The 20,321-nt window shown below is 70.3% G+C and carries 20 protein-coding genes; 12 read left to right on the top strand and 8 right to left on the bottom strand.

Annotated features, from left to right (window positions below; translation table 11 throughout):
- Positions 1-127: 127 nt before the first annotated feature.
- From AC2DFQ_RS06780 to AC2DFQ_RS06755, 6 genes are all read right to left on the bottom strand, one after another.
- Positions 128-1,222 (bottom strand): zinc-binding dehydrogenase, encoded by a 1,095-nt coding sequence (locus tag AC2DFQ_RS06780; RefSeq protein WP_484533364.1) that lies wholly within the window; start codon positions 1,220-1,222, stop codon positions 128-130.
- A gap of 16 nt (positions 1,223-1,238) precedes the next feature.
- On the bottom strand, positions 1,239-2,090 hold the full coding sequence (locus AC2DFQ_RS06775; protein ID WP_484533363.1) for an ABC transporter permease: 852 nt from the start codon (positions 2,088-2,090) through the stop codon (positions 1,239-1,241).
- A 1-nt stretch (position 2,091) separates the two neighbouring features.
- Entirely contained in the window at positions 2,092-2,967 is an 876-nt protein-coding gene (locus AC2DFQ_RS06770; protein WP_484508424.1) for an ABC transporter permease, read from the bottom strand.
- 13 nt (positions 2,968-2,980) lie between these two features.
- Positions 2,981-4,039 carry an ABC transporter substrate-binding protein gene (locus tag AC2DFQ_RS06765; RefSeq protein ID WP_484508423.1) on the bottom strand — a complete coding sequence of 353 codons (1,059 nt, stop codon included), beginning with the start codon at positions 4,037-4,039 and terminating at the stop codon, positions 2,981-2,983.
- Between the two features lie 103 nt (positions 4,040-4,142).
- The gene (locus AC2DFQ_RS06760) at positions 4,143-4,958 is read right to left on the bottom strand and encodes an ABC transporter ATP-binding protein (protein ID WP_484533362.1); all 816 of its coding nucleotides are present in this window, start codon (positions 4,956-4,958) and stop codon (positions 4,143-4,145) included.
- Between the two features lie 19 nt (positions 4,959-4,977).
- Positions 4,978-5,709 carry an SDR family NAD(P)-dependent oxidoreductase gene (locus AC2DFQ_RS06755; RefSeq protein WP_484533361.1) on the bottom strand — a complete coding sequence of 244 codons (732 nt, stop codon included), beginning with the start codon at positions 5,707-5,709 and terminating at the stop codon, positions 4,978-4,980.
- A 127-nt stretch (positions 5,710-5,836) separates the two neighbouring features.
- Here AC2DFQ_RS06755 and AC2DFQ_RS06750 point away from each other — a divergent pair, with 127 nt between their 5' ends.
- The 8 genes from AC2DFQ_RS06750 (at position 5,837) to AC2DFQ_RS06715 (ending at position 15,206) form a co-directional block, all read left to right on the top strand.
- Positions 5,837-6,778 carry a DUF6282 family protein gene (locus AC2DFQ_RS06750; RefSeq protein ID WP_484533360.1) on the top strand — a complete coding sequence of 314 codons (942 nt, stop codon included), beginning with the start codon at positions 5,837-5,839 and terminating at the stop codon, positions 6,776-6,778.
- Positions 6,775-7,707 (top strand): ABC transporter substrate-binding protein, encoded by a 933-nt coding sequence (locus AC2DFQ_RS06745; RefSeq protein ID WP_484533359.1) that lies wholly within the window; start codon positions 6,775-6,777, stop codon positions 7,705-7,707. The genes AC2DFQ_RS06750 and AC2DFQ_RS06745 overlap by 4 nt, the downstream gene beginning before the upstream one ends.
- 114 nt (positions 7,708-7,821) lie before the next feature.
- A complete protein-coding gene (locus tag AC2DFQ_RS06740) occupies positions 7,822-8,835 on the top strand; it encodes a cyclase family protein (RefSeq protein ID WP_484533358.1) in 1,014 nt (337 codons plus the stop codon).
- Positions 8,836-8,851: 16 nt separating this feature from the next.
- Positions 8,852-9,736, top strand: a complete 885-nt coding sequence (locus AC2DFQ_RS06735; protein ID WP_484508417.1) for a DUF6282 family protein — start codon at positions 8,852-8,854, stop codon at positions 9,734-9,736.
- Positions 9,733-10,494, top strand: coding sequence for an HpcH/HpaI aldolase family protein (locus AC2DFQ_RS06730; RefSeq protein WP_484533357.1), 762 nt, complete (start codon positions 9,733-9,735; stop codon positions 10,492-10,494). Before AC2DFQ_RS06735 ends, AC2DFQ_RS06730 begins: the two co-directional genes overlap by 4 nt.
- Before the next feature lie 13 nt (positions 10,495-10,507).
- The gene (locus AC2DFQ_RS06725) at positions 10,508-11,425 is read left to right on the top strand and encodes a cupin domain-containing protein (RefSeq protein WP_484508415.1); all 918 of its coding nucleotides are present in this window, start codon (positions 10,508-10,510) and stop codon (positions 11,423-11,425) included.
- Positions 11,422-12,888 (top strand): flavin-containing monooxygenase, encoded by a 1,467-nt coding sequence (locus AC2DFQ_RS06720; protein WP_484533356.1) that lies wholly within the window; start codon positions 11,422-11,424, stop codon positions 12,886-12,888. Before AC2DFQ_RS06725 ends, AC2DFQ_RS06720 begins: the two co-directional genes overlap by 4 nt.
- Positions 12,889-13,004: 116 nt before the next feature.
- Positions 13,005-15,206 carry a LuxR C-terminal-related transcriptional regulator gene (locus AC2DFQ_RS06715; protein WP_484533355.1) on the top strand — a complete coding sequence of 734 codons (2,202 nt, stop codon included), beginning with the start codon at positions 13,005-13,007 and terminating at the stop codon, positions 15,204-15,206.
- 48 nt (positions 15,207-15,254) lie between these two features.
- Here the strand turns inward: AC2DFQ_RS06715 and AC2DFQ_RS06710 are convergent, their stop codons facing one another.
- A complete protein-coding gene (locus AC2DFQ_RS06710) occupies positions 15,255-16,049 on the bottom strand; it encodes an N-acyl homoserine lactonase family protein (RefSeq protein WP_484533354.1) in 795 nt (264 codons plus the stop codon).
- Between the two features lie 152 nt (positions 16,050-16,201).
- On the opposite strand from AC2DFQ_RS06710, the gene AC2DFQ_RS06705 reads away from it, so the two are divergent.
- The 3 genes from AC2DFQ_RS06705 to AC2DFQ_RS06695 are packed head-to-tail and all read left to right on the top strand — an operon-like array spanning position 16,202 to position 18,600.
- Complete coding sequence (locus AC2DFQ_RS06705; protein ID WP_484508411.1) at positions 16,202-17,440, top strand: acyl-CoA dehydrogenase family protein; 1,239 nt, start codon at positions 16,202-16,204, stop codon at positions 17,438-17,440.
- Positions 17,441-17,444: 4 nt separating this feature from the next.
- Entirely contained in the window at positions 17,445-18,017 is a 573-nt protein-coding gene (locus AC2DFQ_RS06700) for a carboxymuconolactone decarboxylase family protein (RefSeq protein WP_484533353.1), read from the top strand.
- Positions 18,018-18,027: 10 nt separating this feature from the next.
- The gene (locus AC2DFQ_RS06695) at positions 18,028-18,600 is read left to right on the top strand and encodes a flavin reductase family protein (RefSeq protein WP_484533352.1); all 573 of its coding nucleotides are present in this window, start codon (positions 18,028-18,030) and stop codon (positions 18,598-18,600) included.
- A 130-nt stretch (positions 18,601-18,730) separates the two neighbouring features.
- On the opposite strand, the gene AC2DFQ_RS06690 is transcribed toward AC2DFQ_RS06695, so the two are convergent.
- Positions 18,731-18,955 carry a hypothetical protein gene (locus AC2DFQ_RS06690; protein ID WP_484533351.1) on the bottom strand — a complete coding sequence of 75 codons (225 nt, stop codon included), beginning with the start codon at positions 18,953-18,955 and terminating at the stop codon, positions 18,731-18,733.
- A gap of 111 nt (positions 18,956-19,066) precedes the next feature.
- Here AC2DFQ_RS06690 and AC2DFQ_RS06685 point away from each other — a divergent pair, with 111 nt between their 5' ends.
- On the top strand, positions 19,067-20,266 hold the full coding sequence (locus tag AC2DFQ_RS06685) for a pyridoxal phosphate-dependent aminotransferase (protein WP_484533350.1): 1,200 nt from the start codon (positions 19,067-19,069) through the stop codon (positions 20,264-20,266).
- The last annotated feature ends 55 nt before the right edge of the window (positions 20,267-20,321 follow it).

Below are 20,321 nucleotides of genomic sequence, written 5' to 3'. Positions count from 1 at the left end.
CGCCTCCGGGCCGCGGCGACCGCCGTCGTCGTGTTCAAAATTCAGGAGACACGCCGATGGGAGGCCCCGTACGGGAGCCGGAGGGGCCGGATCTCCTGAGTTTTGAACGGCGAAGGGGAGGGCGGGGTCAGCGCAGGTCCATGACCGCGGTGATGACCTCGCGGTTCAGGGCCTTCGCGAAGACCTCGTCCAGCCGCGTGAGCGGGTACACGCCGGAGATGATGGGGGTCGCGTCGATCCGGCCGTCGTTGAGCAGGCGCTCCCACCGCGGGATGTCCCGGTGGATCCAGGCACCGCCGGTCTGGGACGACTTCACCTGCTTGGCGCGGATGGCGAAGTCCAGCACGTTGAGGGTGAGCGTCTCGGTGCGCGAGCGCATGCCGGTGGGCACCATCGTGCCGCCGTTGGCGGTCATGGCGAAGGCCTGCTCGATCGCGCCGCCGTTGCCGGCCGCCTCGAAGGAGTAGTCCACCCCGCGGCCGCGCGGCGTGAGCGCCTTGACCTGCTCCACCGGGTCGCCCTCGGCGGGGTCGATGACCGCCGTCGCACCCAGCTGCTGGGCCAGGGCGCGGCGCTCGGCGATGGGCTCGACCACGATGATCTGGTCGGCCCCGGCGATCTTCGCGCCCTGCAGCATCCACAAGCCCAGGTGTCCTGCCCCGGAGATGGCGACGGATGCTCCGACCTGCACCTCCGCGACGCTGAGCACGGCACCGAGGCCGCTGGAGATGCCGCAGCCGAACAGAGCGGCCTGCACCGGATCGACGTCATCCGACAGGCGCACGACCGTGCCCTCCCGGTAGATGTTGTACTGCAGGTAGGCGCCGATGCCGCCCTCCACGCGCACGTCAACACCCTCGGCCGTGTGCCCGATCATGCGGACGCCCTGCTCGAACACCTCCGCGCACGCACCCGGCACCCCGCGCAGGCAGTAGTGGCAGACGCCGCACTCGGTCGTGCCGGTGACCGACACCCGGTCACCGACCGACACCTTGGTCACGCCGGCGCCGGCTTCCACGACGATGCCGGTCGCGGCATGGCCCGTCACGAACGGCGGAACCGAGCGCGTCGACCCGCCGCGCCAGGCGTAGGCATCGGTGATGCACACGGCGGCGTAATCGAGGTGCACGAGCACCTCGTTGGGTCCGGGGTCGCGCAGCGTCAGGTCGACGTACTCCATGGGCTCGCTGAATCCGGTGACCAGCGCGGCGGTGTTCGACATGACGGGAGGATGCCTCTCAGTGGGACTGGCGATGCCAGCGCAGCGCGCGTCGTTCGATGCCTTCGATCGTGAGGTTCAGTGCGAGGCCGAACAGCGCGAGCAGCAGGATCCACGACCACATGCCGGGCATGTTGAACGGACCGATGGTGAACTGGATCTGGTAGCCGATGCCGTTGGTGGCGTTGAAGAACTCCGACACGATGCCGAGGATCAGCGAGCCGATCGTGGCGATGCGAAGACCCGCCCAGATCTGCGGCTGGGCGGCGGGGAGGACGATCCGCAGGATGATCTGCCACCGCGTGAGGCGGAACACCCGCCCCATCATCACCAGCGTCGGATCGACGGAGGCGACACCGTTGGCCGCGTTGATCAGCACGTACAGCGAGACGCCGTAGGTGATGAAGGCGATGCGCATGCCGTCGCCGCCGCCGAGCAGCACGATGAACAGCGGGAGCACGGCCACCACGGGAACGGCCCGCAGGAAGTCCACGACCCAGCTGGTCGAGTAGCGGAACAGTCGGGACAGTCCCGTCAGGATGCCGAGGAGGATGCCCACGGCAGAGCCGAGCAGGAAGCCTGCGAGCACGCGTCCCATGGTCGGGAACGCGTGACCGAACCACGCGTCACGCGCCGACAGTCCACGGCCGCCGCTGCCGAAGAACTGGTTCCAGAAGTACGCCCCGATCCGCGACGGGGAGGGCACCTCGGGGGTGGGGCTGATGAGGGATGCGACCTGCCACGCCGCGATCAGGATGATGAGCAGACCGAAGGTCATGGCGAACCACTTGATCCACCACACGGGGCCGCGGCGCGGGGAGCTCCGCGCCGTACGGATGGCCTGTGTCTCGGTGGGAACGATGGCGGTCATGTCAGCCCTCCTTCGACGTCGTCGACCAGGCGAAGAAGCGGCGCTCGATCGTGCCGAGCAGGATGTTCACGAGCAGACCGAGAATTCCCGCCACGATGATGGCGGCGTAGAACGTGAGCACGTCGTTGCCCTGCGCCCGGGCGGTGGCGAGGATGCCGCCGACCCCGCTGGTCCCGCCGACGATGAGCTCCGTGGTGATGACGACGATGAGTGCGATCGTGGACGACACCCGGATGCCGGCCCAGATCTGCGGCATGGCGGCGGGCAGCACGATCGTGCGGATGATGTCTCCCCGCGTGCGGCCGAAGGTGCGCGCCATGTCCTTCATCATCGGATCGACGTTGCGGACGCCGTAGAGGGCGTTGAACATGATGGGCCAGACGCACGCGAAGACGACGATGATCGTCTTCATGACCGGCCCGGTCTGGAACAGCAGGATGAAGACCGGGATGAGGGCGACCGGCGGAATCGGCCGGAGCAGCTCGATGACCGTCCGCGAGGAACGGTAGGTGATCTCCCAGAGGCCGAACAGCACCCCCAGCGCGATGCCGAGGACGATCGCGATCCCGAGCCCCACGAGATAGCCGGCGAGGGTCGATCCGACCTGGGTGTAGAAGCTCGCCTCGGTGAAGAACCGGCCGAATCGACCGAGGATGTCCGTCAGCGGCGGGAGGTAGGTCGGATCGGCGAACCCGTAGCGGCTCGCGATCTCGAGGACGAGCCCCAGCACGAGGACGCCGGCGAAGCCGAGGCCGACGCGCTCCCACATCTTCCAGCGGTGCGGGGCGCGGCGACGCTTTCCCGCACGCCGCGGCGATGCGCCGGCGACCGAAGTCGAGGGCGCACCGCCGCGGCGCTGATCCGTGATCAGAGACATCCCGGTCCTTCGCTCAGCAATTCTCGGGGAAGGGGATGACGATCGTCGAGACGTCGAACTCCTCGGAGCCGTACAGTTCCACTTCCTCGTCCCAGTCCACCTGGAGCTTGTCGTCGGGCAGCGGGCCGTCGACGGAGTTGGGCGACTGCGACACCGCGATGAGGCCTTCCTTCCACCCGAGGACGTCCGTCATGAACTGCTCCATGACCTCGCGGTCGTTGGCGAGCGCGCCACCCTCGGCCGTCGCGCACTGGAACGCCGCGATCGTGTTCGGGTGCTCCATGTAGTACTCGCGCGTCGTGATCCACACGTTCTCCGGGCGTCCGGAGTAGTCGCCGGCGCCGAGGTCGAACACATCCACCGCGCCGATGGCCCGCACGTTGGCGATCGCGAATGCCGCGACAGCGGCGGCGTCGATCACCCCGGCCTCCAGCTGGGCGGCCATCTCGGCGTAGGGCACCGCGACGATGGTGACGTTGTTCGGGTCACCCCCGGCCTTCTTGATCTCCAGGCGGAGGCGGTTGGGGTGCACGCCGCTCACGGCGGTGAAAGCGACGGTCTTGCCCTCGAGGTCGGCGGCCGACTCGATCCCGGAGTCGGGGAGGGCGACGACGAGCTGCTCGCCCGGCTGGCTCATGTAGTTGCCACCGACGATCAGCGCCTCGGAGCCGCTCAGCGTCAGGTTCACGGCGCCGTAGGGGGAACCGGGCGCGATGTTGATCTCGCCGGCGGCCAGCTGCGCGCGACCGACGTTGGCGTCGGTCATCCAGTCGTGCTCGAAGCTCAGTCCGTACTTCTCCTGGGCGACATCGCCGCCGAGGATGAACTGCGCCGAGATCGGCCCCTGCCACAGGCGCCCGACGATCGTGTCGGACTCCGGCTCGTTCGGGTCGGCTTCGGCGGCGAGCTGTTCGATCTCGCTCTGCTCCTCCTCGCTGGCGCCGGTGGAGCCCCCGGAGCCGGCATCTCCGCCGTCGGCGCAGCCGCTGAGGACGAGCGCGAGGCTGGCGGCGAGCGCGCCGATTCCCAGGATCTTCCGGCGCAGTGCGCGCGGTGTGGTGAGTGTTGACACGGTGATGCCTCTCCTTTGAGGAAGGTTCTTTCGGGTGAAGGTCAGGTGAAGGTCGGGTGATGACGACGCTAGCCAGGGGCCTGTGCCCGAGACATGCGTTGAACTACGCGGATCGGGCCAGGTTGTCCGAGCCGTGGATGAGGCGGGCCACCTGACCGCGCAGGTGCACGAATTCCGGCAGCTCCTTGGTCGTGATCTGGTCGCGCGGGCTCGGCAGCGGCACGACGATGTCCTCGACGATCCGCGACGGCGGCTTGGAGAGGACGAGCACGCGGTCGGCGAGGTAGACGCTCTCGTCCACGTCGTGGGTGACGAAGAGGATCGTGACGCCGGTCTTCGCCTGGATCTGCAGGACGAGGTCCTCCAGCCCCGCGCGGGTCTGGGCATCGACGGAGGCGAACGGCTCGTCCATCAGCAGGAGGCTCGGCTCGTAGGCGAGTGCACGCGCGATGGCGACACGCTGCTGCATCCCGCCCGACAACTGCCAGGGGTATTTGTTCTCGTGGCCGGCCAGCCCCACGGCCTCGATGCTCTCCTGCACGAGCTCCCGCCGTTCGGCGGCGGTGTGCTTGTCGCCGCGGAGCGGGAAGTTGACGTTCTTGGCCACGGTGAGCCACGGCGGAAGCGACCGGCTGTAGTCCTGGAACACCATCGCCATGCCCGGCGGCACGTCATCGACGATGCGCCCGTTCATGCGCACGGTCCCGTGGGTGGGGTGCAGCAGCCCGGCGAGGATGCGCAGGAGCGTCGTCTTGCCGGCACCGGACGGTCCGACGATGGAGACGAACTCTCCGGAGCGGACGGCGAACGAGAGCCCCTGGATGGCGTGGTGGGCCTTGGCGCCCTCGCCGTAGGTGTGGCCGATGTCGTCGACGACGAGCAGCGGGGCGTCGGCCTCGGATGTGGTCTCGTTGGTCATGATTGCCTCTCTCCGCGCGTCAGCGCGCGGTGTGTCCTCCGTCGATGGACAAGATGGCGCCGGTGACGGCGCGCGACTCGGCCAGCCACACGATGGCGTCTGCGACCTCTTCGGGCGAGGACACCCGCCCGAGCGGGTTGTTGTCCTGGATCGCATCCCAATCGACCCCTGGCCGCGATCCGGATGCGACGGCCTTGTCCATGAAGCCCGTGCGGATGGCCCCGGGCGCCACCGCGTTCACGCGGATGCGGCGGGGCGCGAGCTCGATGGCGCTCTGGCGCGTGAACTGCACGATCGCGCCCTTGGTGATGGAGTACGCGGACTGATCCGCGGCGCCCACGAGGCCGGAGATCGAACCGAGGTTGACGATCGATCCCTCGGTCTCGGCGAGGGCGTCCGCGGCGGCCTGGGTGAAGACGAAGGTGCCCACCACGTTCACGGTGAGCAGCCGCTGCACGTCGGCAACGGTGGTCTCGGCCAGCGGCTTGCGCAGGAAGACACCGGCATTGTTGACGACGACGTCGAGCCGGCCGAAGGTGTCCTGAGCCGCGCGTACCGCGGCCTGGGCGGTCTCCTCCAGGGAGACATCGGCCGTCAGCGTCACCACGCCCTCTGCGGCGGGAGCGTCGGGGGCCGCGACGTCGACGGCGACCACTCCGTAGCCTTTGGCCCGCAGGAGGGCGACGGTGGCCGCGCCCACTCCGCCGGTGGCTCCGGTCACGATCGCTGCTGGAGTGCCCGTGCCGCTCATCCCGCTCCGCTTCGGTTGCCGGCGTCCCTGGTCGGATGCCTGGGACCATACGACCAGAGCGCGCGGTGGGCCCGATAGCGTAACGCCACCCTATTCGTGCCGTCGGAGCGTGAACGAGAGTGGAGGGATGCGCTCCCTGCCACCCGAGTTCGATCGCCTCACCCGCGGCACGATCGATCTGCACGTGCACGGGCAGCCCGACCTGTCGCGGGCGCTCGCCAACCGCGGAGACGACGTGGCCACCGCGCGCCAGGCGGTGGCGTACGGGGTGCGCGCGTGGGTCCTCAAGTCGCACGTGTGGCCGACGACCGACCGCGCCGCGGCCATCCAGAGCCACTTCGATCCCGCCCGGTTCCGCGTCTTCGGCAGCATCACCCTCAACCCGCCCACCGGGGGTCTCAGCCCCGCGTCGGTCGACCTCGCCGCCGCGCACGGTGCGCGCATGGTGTTCCTCCCCACGTGGGGGTCCGCCGCCGACGTCGCGCGCGGCGGGTACGTCTCGAACCTGCTGGAGGGGATCGTGGGCGGCTTCCGGGAGTTCGCCGCCGCCCACGCCCTCTCCGCGATCGACGACGACGGGTCGCTGCGACCCGAGGTGCGTGCGATCGTGTCGTTGTGCGCCGAGCACGACCTGACCCTCGGTACGGGGCACATCTCGCTGGCGGAGTCGCGGGCCGTCGCCGAGCGGGGCGCCGCCGAGGGCGTACGGGTCGTCATCAACCACCCCCTGCACTACGCCTCCTCGGTGGCGGAGCTGCAGGAGCTGGCCGACCTGGGTGCCTTCATCGAGTTCTCCGGTGGCCCCCTGCTGCATCCGGATGCCACGACCACGGTGAAGGACGTGCACGCGGCGCTCTCCGAGCTCGGCCCAGAGCACGTGATCCTCACCAGCGACGCCTTCTCGCGGTGGGCGCCCGCCCAACCGGAGGCGCTGCGCATCTTCCTGGAGCAGCTGTTCTATCTGGGCTGGTCGGCCGACGACCTCGCGCGGATGGCCCGCACCAATCCCGCCCGCGCGATCGGGCTCACCGATCCGCCTTCCCCCGAAATCCCGAGGAGCATCGCATGACACTGCAGGTCTACGGCGCTCACCGCGTCATGGAGAACGCCGCGATCGCCCTGGCCGTCGACACCATGACCGGCGGTCGCGAGCAGCTCAACAACGGCTACATGGCGCATCTGGTCGGGGGCAGCCACATCGTGTCGCAGGCCGGCACCTCCGACGCACCGGCCGTGGCCGATGTGGCGATGAACGCCGACACGCAGCTGCTGCGCTATTCCGTCGAGCGCCCCGACCTGCGGATGCTGTTCACCGCCACCCGCGGACACTACGAGATCCTCGCGCGGCGATCCGCGGGCATCGAAACGCCCGCCGATCTGCGCGGCAAGCGCATCGGCACCTTCCCCCGCACCTCCTCGGAGTACTTCCTCATCACCGAGCTCGCGCACTACGGCATTCCGGCGGAGGAGGTCGAGATCGTGCCGTTCATCCCGGAGCTGGCCGTGTCGCAGGCGCTCCTGGACGGCGAGGTCGATGCGATCTCCATCTGGGAACCCGCGACCCAGCACGCCAAGGAGGGCCTCGGCGAAGACGCCGTGCGCCTGTACCGACCAGGCTCGTACTACCTGCGGCTCAACGCGAACACGACGGCGGCGGCACTGTCGGACCCCGGCACGCGCGCCGAGATCGTCTCGTTCATTCAGCACGTCATCCTCGCCTCCGAGCAGGTCACCCGGTCGCCGGAGCTCGGGGCGGAGTACCTGGCGCGGCTGTCGGGCTTCGACCCGGGGCTCGTCCGCCGGTGCCTGCACTCGCTCGAGTTCGTCGCGCTCGTCGAAGACGACCAGCTGGACATCCTCGTGGAGCAGGAGCAGTGGGTCGCGCGCGAGCAGGATCGGCAGCCCCGCGGGCGCGAGGAACTGGCGCGGCTGATCGACACGAGCGTCTACGAGGAGGCCGTGGCGGGTCTCGCCGCGCGGCACGCCGACGCTCCTTAGGCGTTTCTACCTGATTGGTTCCGGCAGCAGGGTTCCGGCGGGCCGGGCCTGCATAGAGTCCACCGGGGGCCTGCGGCTGCAGTGTCCCAAGAGCAACATCCTGAGGAGGCTGTGGTGCCCACAGAGACCGTCGATGCCGCTGACCTGCCGACCTACCGCCAACTCTGCGAGCGCACGGATGCCCCGAAGGGGTCGGCGTGGGACGTGTTCGGTCCGGGCGACCAGCTCGGCACCCTGAACCTGATCACGCCCGAGGTGACGCGGGATGCCGCCGGACTCGTGCGCGACGGCCGCGTGTTCTCCCTGGACTACCCCCTGAACTCCTTCGTGCCGAGCATCGCGGGAACCCGTCCGGAGACCGCGCACCACATCTTCGCGAACAACCCCAACCACCGGGACGACTGGCTGGACTCCTTCTACCTGCAGTCCACGTCGCAGATCGACGGGCTCCGCCACATCCGCCACCCCCGGCACGGCTTCTTCGGCGGCGTTCCCGACGACCGGATCGAGGTCGGTACGCCCGACCTCGGCATCCAGCTCATCGCCGAGAAGGGCATCGCGACGCGCGGCGTCCTCATCGACCTCCCGCCGTTCTACGAGAAGTCGGGGCGCGCCTTCACCGGCGCCGAGCGCTTCGGCATCACCGCGGCCGATCTCGCCGACGCCGCGGCCGGCCAGGGCACGACGTTCCGGCCGGGCGATGTCCTGCTGGTGCGCACCGGGTGGTCCGGCAACTACCTCGGCACCGACGACGACGGACGCACCGCCATGCGCACCGCCGGGAGCCCGGGGCTGCTGCAGGCGGAGGAGACGCTGGAGTTCCTGTGGGACAACCGGTTCTCGATGCTCGCGAGCGACAACGCCGGCGTGGAGATGTTCCCGGTGAGCCCCGACTCCGGCTGGGTGGACCCGGATGAGCCCAAGCCCGAGCGAGGCCCCGTGCACAACGGGATGATGCACCGCCCGCTCCTCGCCCTCTTCGGCATGCCGCTGGGCGAATGCTGGCGACTGGACGAGCTGGCCGCCGCGTGCGCCCTCGACGGCCGCTACGACTTCTTCCTGACCGCCAAGCCACTGAGCCTGATCGGCGGCGTCGGCTCCCCGCCGAACGCCATGGCGATCAAGTGAACGAGAGGACACCATCATGACCGCGATCGACGAGCTCCTGATCGGAGCGATCGACCTCCACACCCACTCCGGCCCCTCCCCCATGCCGCGGCGGATCAGCCACGTCGACGCCGCACGCCAGGCGTCGGAAGCGGGATTCCGGGCGATCCTCGTGAAGTGCCACTACCACAACACGGTGCCGGACATCCTGGCGATGGCCCCCTACATGGAGGGCATCGACACCCAGATCTTCGGCGGTGTGGCGCTCAACTCCACCGCGGGCGGGCTGAACATCCACGCCGTGGATCTCGCGCTGCGCCTGGGCGGGAAGATCGTGTGGCTTCCCACGATCTCCTCGGCCGCGCACCTCGAGCACGCGTCGGTGGATGAGACCACGCGATCGCACTTCACCCCGCTGGGGATGCTCCCCCAGGAGGAGGTGCCGGTCCTGGACGAGTCCGGTGAGCTCCTCCCCGTGGTCGGCCGCATCATCGAGATGACCCGGGATGCCGGCGCCATCCTCTCCACCGGACACCTCGGTGCGGTCCCGGCAACCGCGGTGGTGGAAGCGGCCGCCGCCGCCGGGCAGACCCGCATCCTCATCAGCCACCCCAACTACATCGCCGGCATCGACCACGACCTCGCCCGCCACCTGGCGGAGCTCGGCGCCGTGTTCGAGCACGAGATCGGCATGTACGACAACGACAAGCTCTTCCCGCTCGACGTCCTGCTGGGCTGGATCGATGCCGTCGGTCCCGGGCACACCGTGCTCGGGTCCGACCTCGGCCAGCAGGGCAACCAGCTGCCGCTCGAGGGGTATCGGAGCCTCCTCCCCCGCCTGCTGGATGCCGGCGTCTCCGAGGCGGACCTGCGCCTCATGGTCGGCGGCAACCAGGCACGCCTCCTCGGGCTGGACGCGTGAGGACGTCGTTCTCGCAGCGTCTGCGCGAGGCCACGCGCCCTCTGGTGGGCACGTGGCTGAAGCTTCCGGCGCTCGAGGTCGTCGAGATCCTCTGCGACGCCGGATTCGACTTCCTCGTGATCGACCAGGAGCACGCCCCGCTGGACTTCCAGCAGGCCTTCGCGGCGATCACCCTCGCACAGGCCCGCGGCGTGACCGCGCTCGTGCGGGTTCCGGATCGGAGCGGAAGCCACTACCAGCGGATCCTGGATGCCGGCGCCGACGGCATCCTCGTCCCGCACGTACGCAGCGGTGCCGATGCCGCCGAGGCGGTCGCGGCGATGACGTTCCCACCGGAAGGCACGCGCGGGATGGGTCTCACCTCCCGGGCAGGGAAGTGGGGGCAGGCGTCCCGCGACGACTATGTCGCGACCGGTACGGAGGTCTTCCGCGCGGCGCAGCTCGAAGACGTCGAGGCGCTCGACGACGCGGAGGCCATCATCGCGACGGCAGGCCTCAGCGCCGTGTTCATCGGGATGGGCGACCTGCAGCTGTCGACGGGCCTGACCGGCGACGCCCCTGAGTTGAGCTCCCGCGTGGACCGCGTCCTCGACCTGGCGAAGGTCGCGGGCATCCCGGTCGGGACCGCGGTGCAGTCCCCCGCCCAGTTCCGCGCGTCCGCCGAGCGCGGCTACTCCTACATCATGGTCGGCAACGACGTCGGGATGCTCGCAGCCGGGGCCTCGCGCCTGGTCGCCGAGTCGCTCGGCGCGGAGTGAGGAAGGGTCGCACATGCCCTACGGAAAAGATGACGTTCGCTCAGCGCTCCCCACCGCGACGGCCACGGCCGTGCCCGAGGCGATGGCCGGAGCCGAATACGCCCGATTCTCCGAGAACGAGGCCGAGCCCGACCGGAGCCACCCCGGCGCGCTGATCTGGTGGGCACGCGGGCAGAACATCGCCCTGGGGTACGGCGAGGTCGACCGCCACGCGATCCTCGAGTTCGACGAACCGGAGGAGCACATGCTGATCCTCCCCGATGCCGGAATCACGGCGCGGATCACGACCCCCGAGGAATCGGTGGTCAGCCCGGGGGAACGCGTGATCGTCCTGCCACCGGGTCGGTCGACCGTCGAGCTGGACGGCCGGCTGCGGTTCGTATCTCTGGTCCGCACCACCAGCGCGTTCGCGGCGCTCGCCGCCAATGCCCCGTCCTACGCCACCCCGCATCCGAACATCCCGCCGTTCCAGCCCTGGCCCGCACCCCCGGAGGGGTACCGGGTGCGCGTCTACGACGCGACTGTGGCGCCCAGCGCCGGAAGCGCGTTCCGGATCTTCCGCTGCACCACCATGATGGTGAACTACATCGACGTGAAGGACGGCCCGCGCGACCGCGCGAAGCTCTCCCCCCACCATCACGACGACTTCGAGCAGTACTCGCTCGTGCTCGAGGGCGAATACATCCATCACCTGCGCTGGCCCTGGGGCACGGATGCGAACACGTGGCGGGAAGACGACCACGGGCTGCTCGGCAGTCCGTCACTGACGGTCATCCCGCCGCCGGCGATCCACACGAGCGAAGCAGTCGGCACCGGGCGCAATCACCTCGTCGACATCTTCTCCCCGCCGCGCGAGGACTTCTCGCTCATGCCCGGGTGGGTCGTCAACGCCGCGGACTACCCGATGCCCGAGGGGGTGACGGCTCCGTGAGTCGGCGGCGGCCCACGCCGCTGCGAGTCGCCATCATCGGCTCCGGGTTCGGCGGACTGGCCGCCGCCGTCAAGCTCACCCGCCGCGCCGACACGGACGTCACGATCTTCGAGCAGGCCGGGGAGGTGGGCGGCACGTGGCGCGACAACCGCTACCCCGGGTGCGAGGTGGACATCCCCTCGCACATCTACTCCTTCTCCTTCCTGAAACACGACTGGCCGCGCACGCACGCGACCCAGCCGGAGCTGTTCGCCTACGCCAACCGCGTCATCGACACGTTCGGGCTCCGCGACCGCATCCGTCTGAATGCGCGCGTGGTGGAGGCGCGGTGGGATGACGCGTCCGGCGAGTACGAGGTGTTCACGACCGACGGCTCCGTCGGTCACTTCGACGCCGTCATCAGCGCAGTCGGACTCCTGAACGTTCCGCGCTACCCGCAGTGGCCGGGACTGGACGCGTTCGAGGGTGTGCGCTTCCACACGTCGCGGTGGGAGCACGAGCACGATCTGGCGGGCAAGCGCGTCGCTGTCGTGGGAACAGGGTCAACGGCCGCCCAGGTGGTCCCGGCGCTGGCGCCGATGGTGGGCGAGCTCACGGTGTACCAGCGCGAGCCGGGATGGATCGAGCCGAAGTCGGAACGGGCGTTCACCCCGTTCGAGCGGTGGATGTACCGCACGGTGCCCTTCGCCCAGCGCGTGCACCGGTACCTGCTGTGGGCGAAGGCGAACGGGCGCTTCCGCGGCTACGACGACTCCTCGGCCGTGCAGGAGCGGATGCGCGCGCTGTGCACGGAGTTCATCGACTCCACGGTGATCGACCCGGAGACCCGGGCGGCCCTGACCCCCACGTACGCCTGGGGGTGCAAGCGCCCGATCGTCGCCACGACCTACTACGAGACCTTCAACCGGCCGAACGTGGAGCTGGTCCCGCAGGCGGTGGTGGGAGCCACCCGCACGGGGCTGATCGATGCATCCGGTGCCGAACGCGAGATCGACGTCCTCGTGATGAGCACCGGGTTCCAGCCGCAGCGCTTTCTGGCCCAGCTGGAGATCGTCGGGCCGGGGGGCGTGCGGCTGCACGACGCGTGGGAGGAGCGGGCCACCGCGTTCCTCGGGGTGACCGTGCCGGGGTTCCCGAACTTCTTCCTCCTCTACGGCCCCAACACCAACGGCGGAACCTCGATCATCGCGCAGCTGGAGCGCCAGGCCGAGGTCGCCGTTTCCGCGATCCGGCGACTCGAACGAGGACGCGCGCGCCGAGTGGACACCGACCCGGGAGCTGCCCGGCGTTATGTGTCCTGGGTGGATGCGCAGCTGGCCACGCACGCTTCGGCGAAGAGTGCGGGCTGCCACAACTACTTCACCGATGAGCGGGGAGCCATCGTCACGGAATGGCCGCGCACCCACCTCGTGTACTGGTGGATCACCAAGATGTGGCGCCGGAAGGGTCTCCGCTTCCGGTGACAGGAGGTGGCATCGCGACGGGAAGACGATAAGCTTGTATGACGAACTGACGGCAGGGTAGCCGATCACAGTCGATCGGGACACCGCCGGGCGCAGAGGCCAGGAGTGGGTAGGACATGACCGCACGACAGGTGGATGCCATCGAGGTGGCATCGAGCGAGGCGACGAGCTTCATCGGCCGCAAGACCGAACTCGAGACGGCAGGACGGGTGCTCGTCGAGGCGCGTCTTCTGACGATCACGGGGCCGCGCGGGGTGGGGAAGAGCCGGTTCGCCGCGAAGCTGGCGGAGCGGATGGCGCGCACCTTCGCCGACGCGCCGGTCCGGCTCGACCTGCGCCACGATGCCGCGGGCGCGCTCGCGGCCGTGCCCGCACTGCGCAGGCACGCCGGGATCGTCCTCCTCGACGACGCGGACGATGCCGTCGCCGCGGCGGCGCTGGCCGAGAAGGTGCTCGCCGCATGCCCGCGGGCCGTGGTCGTGGTCGCGGGGACGGCACGGCTGGGCTCCGACGCCGAACGGCTCATCTCCCTGGCGCCCTTCGTCATCCCGTCCCGGCCTGTGGCGTCCACCCGGATGGTCCTGGACTACGAGGTCGTGCGGCTCCTGGTCGACCGCATCCGGATGCTGGATCCGGGGTTCGTCCCCACGGCGCAGGAGCTGCGGATCATCCGCGACCTGTGTGCGGCCACCGACGGGCTGCCGGCCCTGGTGGAGCTGGCGGCCGCCGCGACGCGGCTGATGTCGCTGGAATCCATCCGTGACGCGTTGACGTCGTCGTCCACTTCGCTCCTGGACCTGCTCCCGGAGGCCGAACGCCTCCTCGCCACCGCCGACGAGGTGTGGCACGCGGGCGACGAGGACGAGCGGGCGCTGGTAGGCGTGGCCGCCGCGCTCCGCGAACCCGTGACCCTGGACTGCCTGGTCTCCCTCGTCGACGGCGCGCCCGCGTCGCTCGTGCGCGCCTTCTCGCGTCTGGTCGACCGGTCGGTCCTCCTTCGCGACCCCGACGTGGAAGGGGGCTTCCGCCTGCTCCGGGCGATGCGCCAGCGCGGCCGGGCCGCGCTCGAGGCGTCCGGCCGCATCGAGGAGACCACGGCCCGGATCGACGAGCACCTCGTCGCCCTGATGTGCGAGCTGGCCGAGGCCGCGCCCGGCGCGACGGAGGTGCAGCTCTCGCACCACCTCATGCATCACCGCGCCAGCCTCGAACGCCTGCTGACGCGCTACGTCGCCGACCGTGCGACGGCGGGCGAGGCGATCCGGCTCATCGTGCCGCTCCGCAAGCGCTGGAGCAGCCTGGGGCTGGCCGAGCAGGTGCAGGCCTGGCTCGAGCAGGCCGTCGTGTGCCGGCAGGTCAACGATGCGCTGGCCACCGAGGCGCGGCGCACGATCGCGTACTACTCGATCATCGGACGGGACTTCCAGCGGTCGGCCGAACTGCTGGCCGAATGCGGGCCCGAAGACGAGGCTCCTCAGGAGCCCGGCGAGCTGCCGACGGAGTTCCTCCGCGCGCTGAGCCGCCTCGGGGCGATCGACGCCGAGGGAGCCGAAGACCAGCTCGAAGCCGTCGTGGAGCGCTCGCGCACCAGCGGGCGGATCGAGACCCTCGACGAGCAGATGTACTTCCTCACCCTCGTCGCCGTCGCCCGTGGCGACCACGAGCGGGCCGAACAGCTGTTCCGCTCGAGCGTCGAACTCATGATCGGCCGCGGCAACCGGTGGGGCGTCGCGTACGCGCTCGTGCTGCGATCGATCTCGCTGCTCAACCGCGGACTGGACGAGTCCGCTCGCGAGACGACCCGGAAGGCGCTCGCGATGCTCGACGCCCTCGGCGACCGCGCCGGCGTGCCCACGTGCCTGCGGCTGCTGGCCGCGCTCGCCCATCGCGAGGGCGATCCGGGGAAGGCGGCGACGTTGCTGGCCGCGGCGGGCCGCATGCACGGCTCTCGCACGTTCGCGCGCGAGGTCATCGGGTGGGGCCTGGAGGAGAACGCGCGGCGCGCCCTCGGCAGCAGGGAGTACTCGCGCCTGTCGGCGCGCGGACGCCAGCTGGATCGCCGCAGCGTCCTCGCCCTCGCCCTCGAGGACGGCGAGACGGGGTGCGCCGACGAACTCACCCCGCGCGAGTTCGAGATCGCCGAACTGCTGGTGGAGGGGCTCAGCAGTGCGGAGATCGCCGCGCGGCTCGTGCTGTCCACGCGCACGGTGGAAGGTCACATCCAGCGGATGCTGCACAAGCTGCAGTTCCGCTCGCGGTCTCAGATCGCGGTGTGGATGAGCAAGCGGCTGGACGGCCTGCACGTCCTCGCCAGCTGACCCGCTTTCCGTCACCTGCGCGCACCGGGCGCAGGGCACCCGGAGGCCTCAGATCAGGATGGTGGCGAAGGCGGCGGCGGGTCCGGCCAGGGGCGGGTAGCGCTCGGACACCCGGATGTCGTGGCCCGGGATGAGGGCCGCACCCGCCTCGCGGGCGATGTGCCCGAGCGTGCGGAGGGAGCGCGCGGACTCCTCGGCGTCGCTGTACGCGAAGAACCGCCATCCCCGCTCCACCTGCTCGAAGAAGTGCGCGGCGTCCGAGGCGATCAGCACCGCGCCGGCGTCCGTGGACACGAGCACGGCGGTCTCCCCCGGCGTGTGCCCGGGGGCGGGGATCATGGTGATCCCGGGGGCCACCTCCGCCCGGCCGTCGACGAGGTCGACACGGCCCTCCTCCTCCGCCGCCCGCACCGCGGCGAGGTGGCGGGGGTCGATGAAACCCGCCCGGAGCTCCTCGGCGCTGCGCGAGCTCCCGTGCGCGTACTCGGCGCGCGAGAGCGCGATCCGCGCGTGGGGGAACAGGTCAACCGAACCGGCGTGGTCGAAGTGCAGATGGGTCAGGATGACGCGCGACACCTCGTCGGGGCGGATGCCCACCGCCGCCAGCGCCTCGGGCACGGGACGCCACTGGGCGTCGTCGACCCAATAGGCGTCGGGAACCCAGAACCCCGTATCGATCACCACCGGCCCGTCGTCGGTGCGCACCACCCAGAAGCTGTAGGGCATCGAGATCACCTCATCCGCGATCCCGAGGTCGGCGAAGTCGGCCCAGACGTGGCTCGTGCGTACCTGTCGCACGGCGTATGTCACCTGCAGGACGGCGTATTGGGCGTCCGAGACCATGGCGGCTCCCCTCCGCTCCAGCGTGGCAGAACGACGGTGTCCGCCGTGCAGGGCGGAATTACCCGATTCTGCCCGCGCGCAGGTTCGGGCGCCCCGGCGCCGCCATAGCGTGAGTGACAGCGGTACCGAGCGAACTGAGAAGGAATGATCCGATGGCGATGACCGAGGCCCCCACCAGGACGCCGGATGACCCCACCGCCGAAGAGATCATCGCCCGGGCGCGGGGACTGCGCGAGCGCATCCGCGGGATGCAGCGCGAACACGAGCAGCTCGGCACCTACTCCCCCGAGATCCACGAGGCCTTCACCGAGGCCCGCCTCTACGACATCCTGCGCCCCCGCCGCTACGGCGGGCTCGAGCTCGGCCTCAAGACCTTCTTCAAGGTGGCGTGCGAGATCTCCCGTGCCGACCCCGGCGTGGGCTGGTCGTATGAACTCGGCGCCAGCCACCCGTACCAGTTCTCCTCGTATTTCTCCGAGCGGGCGCAGGACGAGGCCTACCAGGCGTATCCCTTCGTCGCTGCCTCGCGCGCGTTCCCGGTCACGGCCACCGCCGAGCCGGTCGAGGGCGGCTACATCCTTTCGGGCCGCTGGGACTACAGCTCCGGGTGCACCTACAGCTCGCACTTCATGCCCGTCGCGCCCATCCTCGCCGAGGACGGCACACCGGTGCCGCACATGTTCATCGTCCCCCGGTCGGAGTACACGATCGAGGACGACTGGGGCGGCGAGCGGGTGCTCGGCCTCGGCGCATCCTCGTCGAACTCGATCACGATGGACGGCGTCTTCGTCCCCGACTACAACGTCGTGCGGTTCAACTTCAAGGACTACCTCTGGAGCGAGAACGACGGCACCCCCGGTTATCGGCTGCTGGGGAACCCGGTGTACCTCGGACGCACCACCACGATGTTCATCGCGGGCCTGGCCGTCAGCCAGGTGGGGACGGCCTGGGCGGCCCTCGACGAATACGAGGAGCTCATGCAGCGCGGGACGAGCTTCCCGCCGCGGATGCCGCGGACCGAGTCGACGCAGTACCAGCAGTGGTTCGGGCACATCCAGCAGCTGACCGACTCCGCCGACGCGCTCCTGCACGCCACCGTCGCCGAGATGGAGGACCGCGGGTACGCGTGGGCCGACGGCGGGCCGGAGTTCACACCGGCCGAAGACCTGCGCCTCCGCGGCCAGGCCGCCACCGCAGCCCGCCTGGCCACCGAGGCGGTGGATCTGGCGTTCTCGACGGCGGGGTCGACCTCGGCCGGAAAGCGCGGCACACGCCTGGAGAAGTACTACCGCGACACCGGCTTCTACAAGACCCACATCGGGGCGCAGTACGACGTGTTCTATCTGTCGCAGGGCCGCGTGGGGCTGGGCCTTCCCTCCGGCGGGATGTGACCGCATGGCCCGCTTCGATCCGCCCGACCGCGCCGCCTACACGCCGGCCCAGCAGTCGTTCTACGAGCGGTACGCCACCGGGCCGCGCGCCGCGCCCGACCAGCCCTTCCGGCTGATCGACGAGGCCGGTGAGCTCATCGGACCGCCGTCGGTGTGGGTCACCTCTCCCGAGATCGGGCTGGCGCTGGCGGGCATCGGCTCCCAGATGCGCTGGGGCCTGGATGTCTCGGACAAGACCAGGGAAGCGGTCATCCTCGCCGTCGGCTATGCCTTCGAGAGCCCGTTCGAGCTCTACGCACACGAGCCCGCCGCACGCGCCGCCGGGTGGACCGACGACGATCTGCGGGCGATCCGCGACGGCAGCCACCCGGATGCGGCCGATGAAGAGGTACGGACGGCTCTCGATGTCGCACGGCGGATTCTCGCCGCCGACACGCTGGACGCCGCCGAATACGCCCGCGCGGCGGAAATCTTCGGCACCGAACGGTTGTTTCACCTGGTGACGCTCGTCGGGTATTACCGCATGGCGGCGACCCAACTCGCCGTCTTCGACATCCAGCCGCCCGGCAGCGCCTGAGGAGGACGACATGACCGTGTCCAACGAGACCGCTCGCGACCTCGCCGATGCCGACGGGACGCCCGACGGCGAGCCGATGCTCGACGCGGAGGATTTCAAGACCGCGTTCCGCAACCACCCCGCCGGGGTCGCCGTGATCACCGCCGAGGGGGCCGATGGCCCCGTGGCGCTGACGGCCACCTCCGTGTCGTCGGCCAGTGTCACGCCGCCCCTTCTCGTCTTCTCCGTTTCCGAGCTGTCGTCCAGCGCCCCCACGATCCGGCACGCGGAGACGGTGGTGGTGCACCTCCTCGAGGCCGAGCAGCTGCACATCGCCCAGCTCGGCGCGACGAGCGGCATCGACCGCTTCGCCGACACGTCGCTGTGGACACGCCTCCCCACCGGCGAGCCCTACTTCCCCGCCGCGTCGTCGTGGATCCGGGGGCGTGTCGTCGGCACGGTGCCGGCCGGAGTGGCCACGGTGATCCTCGTCCAGGCGCTCGAGGCGCACACGCAGGAGCCGGATGGCGCGGGGACGACGCATCCGCTGGTCTATCACAACCGCACGTGGCACCGGCTCGGCGAGCACTCCCGCATCGACTGACCCGCCCGCTCCGCTGACCGCGGACGGCGAGCCGCGGACCGCGAGACTGCAGCCTGCCGACGAGACCGCCGCATAATGTCGTGGTCTCGTCGGCAGCAAGCAGTCTCGCGGCTCCCCGTGCGCGAGGAGGTCAGGATGCGGCGGCCGCCAGCAGCGCGACGAGCTCGGGCGGCGCGGGCGCGGCGGTGAAGGTCTCCTCCACCAGGTGCAGCCGGGAGATGCCCGCCTGCACCGCGGCCAGCGTGTCGGACCTGGGCAGACCGCAGCCGTCGGACGGAAGACTCACCCGCACGTATCCCCCGCTCGCGTCAGCGAGCCAGAACTCCGGGCCGGCGAACCCGATGGCCGAGCGCATGCACCCGCACCCGCATCATCCGCACCCCCCTCCCGTCACGGTAGGCGACCCCCGCCGCCCGTGCCGCAACGACCCCGTAACGATCGACCCGCCGCGAGTAGGCTCGGGAGGGTGACATCCCGCGCCCCCCTCTCCCGCAAGCTGTCCGCCATCGCCGAGTCGGCCACCCTCAAGGTGGACGCCAAGGCCAAAGGGCTCCAGGCCGCCGGGCGCCCGGTCATCTCTTACGCCGCAGGCGAGCCCGACTTCGCCACGCCGCAGTTCATCGTGGATGCCGCGGCCGAGTCGCTCCGCGATCGTGCGAACTTCCGCTACACCCCGGCGGCGGGGCTCCCGGTGCTGCGCGAGGCCATCGCCGCCAAAACGCTGCGCGACTCGGGCCTGGAGGTCCCGGCGTCGCAGATCGTCGTCACCAACGGCGGCAAGCAGGCGGTCTACCAGGCCTTCCAGGCGGTGGTGAATCCCGGGGACGAGGTGCTCCTGCCCGCTCCGTACTGGACCACCTACCCCGAGGCGATCGCCCTCGCCGACGGAGTGCCGGTCGAGGTGTTCGCCGGAGCGGAGCAGGGGTACAAGGTGACCGTCGAGCAGCTCGAGGCCGCCCGCACCGACCGCACGACGGCCCTCGTGTTCGTATCGCCCTCCAACCCGACCGGCGCGGTGTACACCCCCGAGGAAACCAGGGCGATCGGCGAGTGGGCGCTGGAGCACGGGGTGTGGGTGATCTCGGACGAGATCTACCAGAACCTCGTCTACGAGGGCGCCCACGCGCAGTCGATCGTGGAGGCCGTTCCCGAGCTGGCGGGGCAGACGATCCTCGTCAACGGCGTTGCGAAGACGTACGCCATGACCGGATGGCGCGTGGGCTGGATGGTGGGCCCGGCCGACGCCATCAAGCTCGCGGCCAACCTCCAGTCGCACCTGTCGAGCAACGTCAACAACATCGCCCAGCGCGCGGCCCTTGCCGCCCTCACCGGCCCGCAGAACGAGGCCGAGGGCTTCCGTCTCGCGTTCGACCGCCGCCGGCGGTTGATCGTGTCGGAGCTCGAGAAGATTCCCGGTGTGACCGTGCCGAACCCGCTCGGAGCCTTCTACGTCTACCCCGACGTGACCGGCCTGCTGAACCGCGAGTGCCGCGGCACCACCCCGGCGACCTCGCTCGAGCTGGCCGACCTCATCCTCGACGAGGCCGAGGTGGCCGTCGTTCCCGGCGAGGCGTTCGGGCCGAGCGGCTACCTGCGCCTGTCGTACGCCCTCGGCGACGACCAGCTCCTCGAGGGCATCCAGCGCCTCCAGGGCCTGTTCGCCTAGCGCCCCCCACCGCCGTCGGGTCGCCAGGAAACGTCGGTTCGCGCGCGAAAACCCG

It is taken from the genome of Microbacterium sp. Z11_20 (assembly GCF_057197605.1).
This window is presented reverse-complemented; position numbering and strand designations above follow the sequence as displayed.